Here is an 11,331-nt window from a genome sequence, read left to right on the forward strand (position 1 = left end):
TAGTTTTGAATTACCAGTCGTTAACGACCTTGTGTTTTTTGATATAATCCGGGTCGATGACGATGCCCAGCCCGGAGCCGGTCGGTACTTTCAACACCCCGTCGTAGCTGGTGATCGGATCCCCGGACTTGTAGACGATCGGAATCTGGTTGCCATTGGCGTCGCGGGTTGAAAACAGGTCAAATTCCTGGTATTTCCCGGCGTTGGGGCAGGCCGAAATAAAGTGCAGCATGTAGAGGTAGCCCAGCCCATACTGCGTGATGTGCGGCACGATGGTTTTCCCGAACGCTTCGGCCATCCGGGCCACTTTCATCGAACGGATCATGCCCCCGAAATACAACTGATCGGGCTGCACAATATCGCAGGCATCGTTGGCAATCAGCCAGCGGAACGTGCTGATGTGGCTTTCCGACTCACCGGTCGAAATCGGGATTTTCAGGTTGTCCTTGACGTGTTTGAGATCGTCATACTGCCCAAAGGGCACCATTTCTTCCCACCACTGGTAGTTGTATTCTTCCAGGACCTTCCCAATTCGAATACCGCCCTTGCGGGTATAATTGCCGTTGCCGTCGCAGCCCAGCACCATATTGTCGCCGAAGGTTTCGCGGGCCATTTTGAGCAGTTTTTCGGTTCGCCCGGGCGCATTATCCCCATCCAGAATACCGCCCCCACCGGCCCTCATTTTGACGGCTTTGGCCTTACTTTCCAGCAGATCCTTTTTCACAATTTCGAGGGATTCTTCCGGCGGCAGTTGGCGCAGTTCCACCACGCGCGACCCCTGATACACCGAAATCATGGGATTTACGATTTTCCCAATCAGTTCACCAACCGGTTTTTTGATCAGGTTGCCCATCATATCCAGCATGGCAAATTCCAGCACGGCCACCTGCGCATTGAACGGAATCCCACCGCTCTTGCCGCTATCACCGGGAATCAAGGCGTCCAGATTTCGCAGATCTTTCCCCATAAACCGGTTCCTGATCCCTTCGAAAGCCGGCCAGCTTTTGCTGTTCTGAGTGCCGTGTCCGGCAGCAAGGCCCTCTGCCCCCTCCTTTGACCGGACCCGAACCAGAAAATTATTCCGGTCGCGGAGCAGTTCGATGGATTCCAGCATGACCGGCGACGCGAATAACTCCTTGCGGAAGACCGGTTTTTTAAGGACTTCATCCAGCTTATCATACCGGCTTTCGAGACTGGCGGGCATGGAACCGGACAATTGCCGGGTCGCCCCCCAAGCGGGCAGCGAAACCGCCCCCAGCCCCCCCGCGACTGCGGAACTAATGAATGTCCGTCGATTTGTTTTCATAAGTCATAATTGATCCGGCCACTGGCCGGCTGAGAATCGATTGGTCTCTTTTTCAGGCAATAGGAATTCCGAACACCGAAGCGAACGAGCCCGGGTGTCTTCATTTTATCGGAGGGAAAGTCCCCGCCAAGGGGTTGGCGGGGACTTTCCGCTTAATCGTATCCCGGATTCTGGGGAAAAATCGTCGGGTTGTTGATCACCTGAATCTGGTTCAGCGGAATCGGAAAAACCGTCATGTACGGTTTCATGCCCTGCTTTTCCAGAACCGGCAGCGCCCGGCCCGTCCGGACCAGATCAAACCAGCGTTGGCCTTCCAGATACAGTTCCAGCCGCCGTTCAGTGTATATCCGATCCCGGGTTTCAGCCTGCCCAAGTCCGGTATAGGCCGGAACGCCAGCCCGCGCCCGAACCTGATTCAACACCGTCAGGGCCTCGGCGGTTTTGCCGTTTTCGTTCAGCGCTTCGGCGTACATCAGCAGCACATCGGCGTAGCGAATCACTTTCCAGTTGGCCTTGCTGTCGTTCGGGTTCACCAGCGTCGACATGTACTTTTTGGTGTACGACGTCGCGTCGATCGGCGTCATCGGAATAAAGGTACCGTTCCGATCGACCAGTCCGTCGATCACGTGGGCCACCGAAATGGCTTTCCGCTTGTCGGTCGGCCCATACAGCGAGAACAACCCTTCCGTGGGCGAACCGTTCTGACCACCAGCGCCTTTCAGTCCGAAAAAATTGATGATCTGCGACAGGTTCGGCGCGAAAATATTCGAAAACGTGCTCCCAAGTCCCAGACCACCGTCCACGTATTCGATGTCGTAGATGTATTCGGCGTGGTGTTCGTCTTTCGAATAATCCCAGAGGTCATTGAAGTTGGGCAGCAGGGAGTAGCCCATCGTGGTTACTTCCTTCAGCTTGGCTTCGGCCCTGGCGAAATCCTTCCGGGTCAGATACACTTTCCCCAGCAGGGCCCGGGCCGCGCCTTTGGTCGCCCGGCCCACATCGGTCCCGGTGTACTTCTCCGGCAGCTTTGTTTCGGCATCCAGCAAGTCTTTGATAATCACCTCGTCGTAAATCGTATCGACCTTATCCCGGCCTTTCTGGGCGGCCTCGGTCGCGACGATTGGGGCCAGCAGCATCGGAACGTCACCAAAAATCCGCACCAGATCAAAATAGGCCATCGCGCGCAGAAACCGGGCCTCCCCAATATGCCGGTCTTTGCGGGTCACCAGGGCCGGATCGGCTTTCTCGATGTTGCTCAAAACCGTATTGGCCCGAAAAATGATCTGGTAATAATTCAGCCAACTGGTACTGAGTACGTTCAGGCTGCTATTGATGATGAAATTGTTCATATTCACCAGATCAAACGCGGCCGAGTGCTGCTGCTCCGTATCATCGCCGGGCAAATCACTCAGTTGCCAGAAGGTCAGGTACTGGGTTTGAAACGGCTGGTAAATCCCGATCACCGCGTCCTGAAAATCCTTGTCGGTTTTGTACAAAACCTCCGTGCTGACCGTCGAAATCGGGTTTCTCTCGATAAAATCCTTGCTGCACGACATGGTAACGACCAGGACGGTCAGCAGACTAATGAGTTTTTTCATAGCTGTCTTGAATTTTGCACCGGTTCAAAAAGCGATATTCAATCCGAGAATCAGGCTCTTGGGCAACGGATAATCGTTGTTGTCGGTCCCGGGCGTCAACGGATTTTCGCTCGTACTGACATCCGGATTAAAGTTCGTATACTTCGTGAAAATCAGCGGATTCGTGGCATTCAGGTATACCCGGGCCGCCGTCAGACCGAGCCGTCGAAAAACCGGGTCGGGCAGCGTGTAGCCCAGCGTGATGTTGTTCACCCGCAGGTACGAACCGTTGTCGAGGTGTCGCTGGCTGAACTGCCCCCGGACATTGCCGGTCGGCTGGTCGTTGGGCCGGACGGTTTTTCCATCGCCAATGTCGGTTTCCGATTTCCAGTAATTGCCCAGATACGCCAGAGCCGGAATGCGGCCCCGCGTCGATAGGGCTCCGTTGCGGGCCATGTTCACCACGTCGTTTCCCTGCGACCCCTGAATGGAAATGCTCAGTGTCAGGTTTTTGTAGGAAACGTTGTTGGTCATACCGTAATAAAAATCGGGATACGGATTGCCCATGATCGTGCGGTCGTAGTTGTCAATAATCCCGTCGGGCCGACCGTCGGGACCGCTGACGTCCACAAACCGGGTGTCGCCTGGGCGCGAACGGGTGGGAGTCCCCGGTGCGAAAACCGGCCCTTTGTCCACTTCCGCCTGGTTTAGAAAAATCCCGTCGGTGAGCCAGCCGTAGAACATCCCGATCGGTTGTCCAATCCGGGTGACACTGGCCCCAACATAAATTGGATCGCCGTTTGGCCCCAGTTTCTCGACCCGGTTTCGGTACGTCGAAATGTTGAAGTCGGTCGACCAGCGAACGGTTTTGTTCACGTTGACCGTACTGGCCACGAACTCCCAGCCCGTGTTGCTGATTTCGCCAATGTTCTGGAGCGAATTGCTGAAACCGGTAATGCCCGGAATGTTGACGTTCAACAGCAAATCGGTATTCCGCGACCGGAAGTGATCGATGTTCAGCGTCAGCCGGTTTCCGAAGAAAGCCGCATCAAGCCCAACGTTCAGCGATTGCTGTTTTTCCCAGGTCAGGTTCGGATTTGCCAGCTTGCCGGGAGCAAAACCGGAAACCGCCGTTCCGCCCAGCGCGTATTTCAGGTAGGTAATGGTGGCGAAATGCTCATAATTTCCGATGTTGTTGTTTCCGGTTTCACCGTAACTCGCCCGCAGCTTCATTTCGCTTAAAAACCGGGCGTTTTTCAGGAATGCCTCGTCCGAAATCCGCCACGCTACGGCCGCCGACGGAAACACCCCGTACTTGTTTTCGGTCCCGAAACGGGAGGAACCATCGGTCCGGATCGAAGCCGTCAGGTAGTATTTACCGTCGTAATTATAATTGACCCGGGCCAGATACGACACTAACGACCACTCATATACGTCAGAGGTTCCATTGGTAATAATACCGCTGGTAGCACTCAGCGTCGGGACCAGATTGTTGGGGTAACTGTTGCTGGTTAGCATGTTGGTTTCCGAACGTTCTTTCTGCACCGTATACCCGGCCAGTCCGGTAATGTTGTGTTTCCCGAAGCTTTTGAGGTAGTTCAGCGTATACTCCGTCAGCCAGTTGTAGGTCATGGCGGTGTTGTCGGTACCGACCGCCGGAACATCCAGAAAAACCGGAAGCTTCGGCATGAACTTCAACCCGTGCAGGTTCAGAAACGAAGCGCCCAGCATGACGTTGAATTTCAGATCCTTCGTAATTGAATACTCCGCGCCGAGGTTGCCCAGCAAACCCATTTTCTTCTGTTTGTTCATCACTTCCCGCGCCAGCGCCACCGGATTGTAAGCCGTGGGCCCCGCCGACATCCCGGGCGAAAAAATGAAGTACGAGCCATCCGGGTTGAAATAGGGATAAAACGGCTGCACGTTGGTGGCCTGGGCAATGACGCCTTCGTTTGCTCCCCCCGAAGCCCCCGTCGCGGTCACCACATCCGCATCCGTAAAAGACGGGTTCAGATTCAGCTTGAGCAGCAATTTTTTGGACAACTGCGCATCGATGTTGGCCCGCAGCGAATACCGCCGAAAACCGGTATTGATGATAATCCCGTCCTGTTTGAGGTATTCCGCGCTGATCGCATACCGGACATTTTCCGTGCCGCCCGTGGCTCCCAACTGATATTGCTGCTGAGCCGCCGTGCGCAAGACACCGTTCAGCGGCACGTGATCGGTGGTGTTTTTGCCGCTGAGCACATCCAGGACATCAACCGGAACCGGCACTTTCCATTTGGCCGGATCGCCGGTAACGGGGCTTCCTTCGTCCATATTCCGGTTTTTGATCCCGTCAAAATAATACTGCGCCTGATCGCGGGCATTCATGTATTCCGGTACGCGCAGAGCCTTCTGGTACCCAAAGAAGGTGTCGAACGTAAAAACCGGCTTCCCGACTTTGCCCCGTTTGGTGTTGATAATGATGACGCCATTGGCTCCGCGCGAACCGTAAATCGCAGTGGCTGAAGCATCTTTCAGAATATCCATGCTGGCAATGTCGTTGGGATTCAGCGACTGGATGTTGTCGGTCGGAAAACCGTCGACCACGTACAGCGGGCCACTTCCGGCGGAAATACTGCCAATGCCCCGCACCCGAATCTGCGGAGCGGCACCCGGTTCGCCCGTGGTAGTTTTGACCTGGACCCCAGCCACTCGCCCCGCCAGCGCCTGGTCGATGCGCGTAACGCCGAGGTCTTTGATGGCCTTGTTGTCCACCGACCCAACCGAGCCGGTCAGATCTTTTCGCTTTTGTACGCCATACCCCACCACCACCACTTCCTCGAGAACTTTCATATCCGCTACGAGCGTAACGTTGAAAGTCGTCCGGGTGCCAACGGGGACTTCCTGCGTCAGGTAACCGATGTACGAAATGACCAAAACCGCCTGGGGGTCCTGGATGTTCAGGGCAAATTCGCCCGCAGCATCGGTGGTGGTCCCGTTGGTAGTGCCTTTTTCGAGGACAGTGACACCCGGTAATCCCTGGCCTTTGTCGTCGTTTACGGTCCCGGTGATTTTGGTTTTGGGGGCAGCCGGGGCCGGTGGAGCGGAAACAGGGCCTGCGGGTGCCGTCGGCCGGGTTTCCCGGATGCGGATGTGGATGTTGTTCTTGACCAGTTTGAATTCCAGCGGGGTGGTTCCCGCTACGCGGTCGAGCAACCTGGCCAGCGGTTCGTTCGTCGCTGAAATCGTGATTCTGCCGTCGTACGACATATCCCGTTCGTCAAACGTAAACCGGTAATTGGTTTTGGATTCAATCGCCTGGATGAACTCCTTGAGCGAAGCATTTTTAAGGGTTAGGGTAATTTGTGTGTCAAGGGACAGAGAATAGTCATGGTCGTCCGATGCGGTTGCCCTGAAACTACTGGCGATGCATAAAATCATCACAATAGCAGCCCTTACCATCCAGTTTGCTGGATAATATAGATATTCCTTCATAACTTTGGGCAGTTAGTGTTTTAAAAGAAACAGAGTCAAAGCCGAATTAAAAGCCTATGCGCCAACACTGCCTTTTAATTGGCTTGATCAGTCAGGCTTCTCTCCCGAAGCCTGACTTTTTTTGAGGGTTTTCTACGTCATCTGGGTGGCGGCCGGTTTAGTTAAAGTTCATGATCACGACATTGCCCCGGGTTTCGTAGGCAAAATTTTTGACAAAGGCTATGCCCGTCAATACATTCTCCAGCGACTGGTTATCGTAACTTCCGGAGTATTTCCAATCATTCGGATTCCGCGGAACTTTCCCCCGCAACTCAACCCGTACGCCGTACCAGTTCTCCAGCTTTTCAACCACTTCCGATAACGAGGATTTGCGGAAGTTCAACAGCCCTTTCTGCCAGCCCAATACTTCATCCCGGTCAAACGGACGAACCTCAAAATTCACGTTCTTTTCGGCATAGACCAATTGCTCGCCGGGTACCAGCCGGGCGGTTTGCCCGATGCGTTTGCCTCCAATCTGCCGGACCTGCACCGAACCCGTGGCCAGCGAAACCGCCATAGTTTCCGCGTTGAGTCGGTATTTGATGTTAAAAGTCGTCCCCAAAACCTGCGTCAGCAAGTGCCCCGACCGGACCGTAAACGGGCGCAGCGTATCCCGTTTCACGTCGAAAAAGGCTTCTCCGATCAACCCAACCTCGCGCTTATCCGCCTGAAAATGCGCCGGGTAGGTAAGGCGGCTTCCCGAATGCAGGTGAATAACCGAACCATCGTCCAGTTGAACGACCTTTCGCTGACCGTATGGTGCAACCGCCTGTAAAATCCGGATCGGCTCGGCTTTCTGGAACGGATTCGGAACCAGGAACTTCGTGATAACGACGACCATCGCGGCCGCAGCACCCAGCCACCAGAGCCACCGCCGGCGTTCAACGCCCGGTAACGGCATTTCCGGTTCCGAAACCGGCTCGACAGGTTCGGCCTCCTGCGATTCGATGGCGTGGATGATGCGGTCGAAAATCTCCACCCGATTTCGGCCCGGATCGACGTTGAGTGGGTCTTCGCCGGTTTCCTGCCACATTCGGTAAAGATCCTGTTCCTGCTCGGGGTCGAGGTTTTTGTTTTTAAACCACGTCAGGACCTCCAGTTCTTCAGCGGGCGTGCACGCGCCACTGAAATACTTCTTCAATAATTGACCATCCATCCAGTTTTCGCGCTCTTATATACCCATTACAACCCAACCCGCTCCAGCACCACCCCAATAAGAATATTTTTAATAAAAATTGTGCAATTCAGATCAAAAACAAACTATAGGTTATGACAACCCCGTTTGCGTTGCCTAATAACGCTTTATCCATAAGGCCAAAATCCGTTTAGGTCAGGTATTCTGAACGGCCGGCTAGCGATTTCGGCAGGGAGGCCGATCGTATGTTTGTTGTAGGATCAATTTTCTGCCTGTAGGCAACCACGACCGGGCAATCCCTCCGGTTGTACCCATTTTAGGAATTCTAACCTGTGCCGTGATGATGTTTTCGCTCCCCGGCGATACCTGGTTACGGTTGGTGGTTTAGGGACGTTTGTGAGGCTTTCCAACCGGTATAGTCCTGCTCAGAAAACCCATTACAACTGTATAAATTTTTCCTGGACACCCCAACTCATTTGTACTTTTAAAACAAATTTTATGATTATCACTCCAATCCTGTTATTTCATTTGATATTCGCCCGAACATCGTTTTCCTTTGTTTACACCATCTCGGGAGTTAAGAGTTAAAAAATCTACTAAAACCATAGACCCTAACTATTAGAGTTTATGCCAGGTTAGAATCAGCCTGTTTAGTACATACTCCTTGCTCATCAGCCTTTTCGGCAGTACGGTTTTCACCCTTGGCTGCCTGACCTGTTCAATAGTGTCAGGTATTGGCTCAACCCATTAATCCTGTTTATCCATCGAGTAAATTACAATTAATTTTATCCTTTTATCCGCATGCAAAAATTTACCTTCCTGAGCTTACTCCTTCTGCTGACCAGCGGAAGTTACGCCCAGCAGATTCTGAAAGGAATCGTGAACGATGAATCGGGACAAGCCCTCCCCGGCGTTACCATTGTCCAGAAAAGCACCTCGAATCATACCATCACGGACGCCGATGGCGCCTTCAGTCTGACGGTTCCGTCCTTGCCCGCGCTGCTTCAGATCAGTTTTGTTGGCTATCAATCGCAGGAACAAACCGTTACCTCTGCCACCCCTCTCCCGCTGGCGATCGAACTGAAAAACACCACACTGAACGAAGTGGTGGTGGTGGGCTACGGAACCCAGAAAAAGCGGGATCTGACGGGTGCCATTTCGTCCATCACCAGCAAGGATATCGCCGAAACCCCGGCGGCCAATTTCCTGGCCAACGCCCAGGGACGGCTGGCGGGGGTAGATATCGCCCGGTCGAGCGGAGCACCCGGCTCGGCGCTGACGATTCGTATCCGTGGGAACCGCTCCATCAATGCCAGCAACAACCCGCTCTACGTCATCGACGGTATCCCAACCGAAGTTAACATCAACGATTTCAATCCGAACGACATCGAGTCGATGGAAGTGCTGAAAGATGCCAGTTCGGTCGCCATTTACGGGTCACGTGGAGCCAACGGCGTGATTCTGATCACGACCAAAAAAGGCAAGGAAGGGAAAGCGGTCATCAGTTATGATGGCTACTACGGCGTCAAACAGGCCAAAACCGACCTCAATCTGATGGACGGTGACCAGTTTGCCCGCTACGCCCGGATTTCACGGGGATTGTCGCCGGACGATGCCAGCAAGGATGCGACCTTTCTAAGCACTGTTGAAGTCGATAACCTGAAAAAAGGCATTTCGAATAACTGGCTCGATCTGATTCTTCGCGACGGCGCCCAGCAAAGCCACCAGATTTCGGCCAGTGGCGGCTCGAAAAACACCACCTACTACCTGTCCGGCTCGTACTTCAACGAAAAAGGTGTTTTGCTCAAAAGTGATTATACCCGCTACTCCGTCCGCGCCAACATCGAAACCCGGTTGAGCGAACGGCTCCGCATTGGCATCAGCGCCACCGTTTCGAACGACCTGACCAACGCCATGGCCAATGCGCCCTATAACAATGCCCTTTCGTTCTCGCCCCTGGTTCAGCCGTACGATGAGAACGGCCAGTTTGTGGCGTACCCTAACCCCCGGGAAGGCAACTCCACCAACCCGCTCCTCGAACTGCAACCCGGCCAATACGCGGACGAAACCAAAAAATACCGGGTTTTTGCGAATCTTTTCGGAGAATATAAACTGGCCGAAGGCTTGACCTACCGCCTGAATTACGGCCTGGATTTCAGCACCTCGCGGCAAGGCACTTACAACGGAACGCTGGCGGGCAGCATCAACACCGCCAGTGTAAACAATCAGCAAAATTTTGCCTATACCCTCGAAAATATCCTGAATTTTGACCGCAAGTTCGGCGTCCATTCGCTCAACGCCGTCGGGCTGTTCAGTACCCAGAAAAACCGCTTCGAATCTTCGGCGATCAACGTCCGCGACATTCCGGTCGAAAGCTCGCTGTTTTACGACCTGGGCAGTGCCGTCGAAGTCACCAGCAAAGCCAGTTCCCTGACGCAGTGGGGACTGCTCTCGTACATGGGCCGGATCAATTACGGCTACAAAGACCGGTATCTGCTGACGCTGACGGGCCGGGCCGACGGTTCATCCCGGCTATCGGACGGTAACAAATGGGCATTCTTCCCCTCCATTTCGGCCGGGTGGGTGATCTCCGATGAAGCTTTTTTCAAGGGCGGCAAAACGGTTTCCTTCCTCAAACTGCGGGTGGGTTACGGCGAAGTCGGCAACACCTCCATTTCGCCCTACCAGACGCTGGGCGGTTTGTCGCGCTCGACCTACGCCTTTGGCACCGAACCCGGTTTTGGCTACGGCCTGAGCATCATTCCGAACCCGGATCTGACGTGGGAAATCTCCCGGACGCTGAACGTCGGCGTCGATTTCGGATTCCTGAACGACCGGATTTCCGGTTCGCTCGAACTCTACGACACCAAAACCAGCGACCTGCTGTTGAGCCGACTGATTCCGATTACGTCTGGTTACGGATCCATCCTGCAAAACATCGGCGCCACCCGCAACCGGGGGGTCGAACTCTCCCTGAACGGTACGATCCTGAACCGTCCCTCCGGTTTCCGCTGGAGTGCCAATCTGAACGTATTCTCCAACAAGGAAGAGATCGTCGAGCTGTTCAACGGGCGGGATGACGACGTAGGGAACTCGTGGTTTATCGGTCAGCCGATCAATGTATTCTACAGCTTCCAGCAGGCAGGCATCTGGCAAACCAACGAAGCCGATCAGGCCAAGGCGACCGGTCAGCGCCCCGGCGACATTAAAATTGCCGATGTCAACGGACGCGATGCCGAGGGTAATCTGACCAAGTCGCCCGACGGAAAAATTAACGCCGACGACCGTACCGTCTTGGGAAGTACGGTTCCCAGCTGGAGTGGCGGACTTACCAATCGATTCAACTACAAGGGTTTTGACTTTTCGTTTCTGGTCTACGCCCGGCAAGGTCAGATGCTCCGGAGCGACTTTCACAACCTGGGTGGCAACCAGTGGCAGGGACGCTACAACAGCCTGAATTTCGACTACTGGACGCCCAACAATCCGACCAACAAAATGCCGCTGCCCTACGCAGCATCGGCCCCCCTGTACGCTGATGCCGTCCGGTATTTCGACGGTTCGTTCGTAAAAATCCGGAACATCACGCTGGGGTATACCCTGCCGGGCAGCCTGCTGTCCAAAGCGGGCGTTTCGAGTCTGCGCGTCTACGCGACGGCGGATAACGCCTTTATTTTCTCGCCCTACAAACTGGTCGATCCCGAATCGGCGTCGGGTATCGTTGGGGCCACGGTTCCGATGTCATCCGCCACGTACGTGTTTGGTCTTAATCTCAAGTTTTAATGCAGCCTCCCGTC

Annotated in this window: 5 protein-coding genes; 1 reads left to right on the forward strand and 4 read right to left on the reverse strand. The window is 54.2% G+C overall.

Features of this window, described 5'->3' with window-relative positions; genetic code table 11:
- Positions 1–10: 10 nt before the first annotated feature.
- The 4 genes from ACFPMF_RS21545 to ACFPMF_RS21560 all read right to left on the reverse strand — a co-directional run bounded on the left by ACFPMF_RS21545 (position 11) and on the right by ACFPMF_RS21560 (position 7,558).
- Positions 11–1,306 carry a mandelate racemase/muconate lactonizing enzyme family protein gene (locus tag ACFPMF_RS21545; RefSeq protein WP_379848927.1) on the reverse strand — a complete coding sequence of 432 codons (1,296 nt, stop codon included), beginning with the start codon at positions 1,304–1,306 and terminating at the stop codon, positions 11–13.
- A gap of 152 nt (positions 1,307–1,458) precedes the next feature.
- Positions 1,459–2,904 (reverse strand): RagB/SusD family nutrient uptake outer membrane protein, encoded by a 1,446-nt coding sequence (locus ACFPMF_RS21550; RefSeq protein WP_379848929.1) that lies wholly within the window; start codon positions 2,902–2,904, stop codon positions 1,459–1,461.
- Between the two features lie 24 nt (positions 2,905–2,928).
- A complete protein-coding gene (locus ACFPMF_RS21555) occupies positions 2,929–6,363 on the reverse strand; it encodes a SusC/RagA family TonB-linked outer membrane protein (protein WP_379848931.1) in 3,435 nt (1,144 codons plus the stop codon).
- 157 nt (positions 6,364–6,520) lie between these two features.
- Complete coding sequence (locus ACFPMF_RS21560) at positions 6,521–7,558, reverse strand: FecR domain-containing protein (protein ID WP_379848933.1); 1,038 nt, start codon at positions 7,556–7,558, stop codon at positions 6,521–6,523.
- Between the two features lie 780 nt (positions 7,559–8,338).
- Here ACFPMF_RS21560 and ACFPMF_RS21565 point away from each other — a divergent pair.
- Complete coding sequence (locus ACFPMF_RS21565; protein ID WP_379848935.1) at positions 8,339–11,317, forward strand: SusC/RagA family TonB-linked outer membrane protein; 2,979 nt, start codon at positions 8,339–8,341, stop codon at positions 11,315–11,317.
- The last annotated feature ends 14 nt before the right edge of the window (positions 11,318–11,331 follow it).

The organism is Larkinella bovis (assembly GCF_042655385.1).
Lineage (GTDB): Bacteria > Bacteroidota > Bacteroidia > Cytophagales > Spirosomataceae > Larkinella > Larkinella bovis.

Bases quoted from the DNA above. Each gene is read 5' to 3' on its own strand.
- ACFPMF_RS21545 (WP_379848927.1), bottom strand. From the start codon at position 1,306: ATGAAAACAAATCGACGGACATTCATTAGTTCCGCAGTCGCGGGGGGG.
- ACFPMF_RS21550 (WP_379848929.1), bottom strand. From the start codon at position 2,904: ATGAAAAAACTCATTAGTCTGCTGACCGTCCTGGTCGTTACCATGTCG.
- ACFPMF_RS21555 (WP_379848931.1), bottom strand. From the start codon at position 6,363: ATGAAGGAATATCTATATTATCCAGCAAACTGGATGGTAAGGGCTGCT.
- ACFPMF_RS21560 (WP_379848933.1), bottom strand. From the start codon at position 7,558: ATGGATGGTCAATTATTGAAGAAGTATTTCAGTGGCGCGTGCACGCCC.
- ACFPMF_RS21565 (WP_379848935.1), top strand. From the start codon at position 8,339: ATGCAAAAATTTACCTTCCTGAGCTTACTCCTTCTGCTGACCAGCGGA.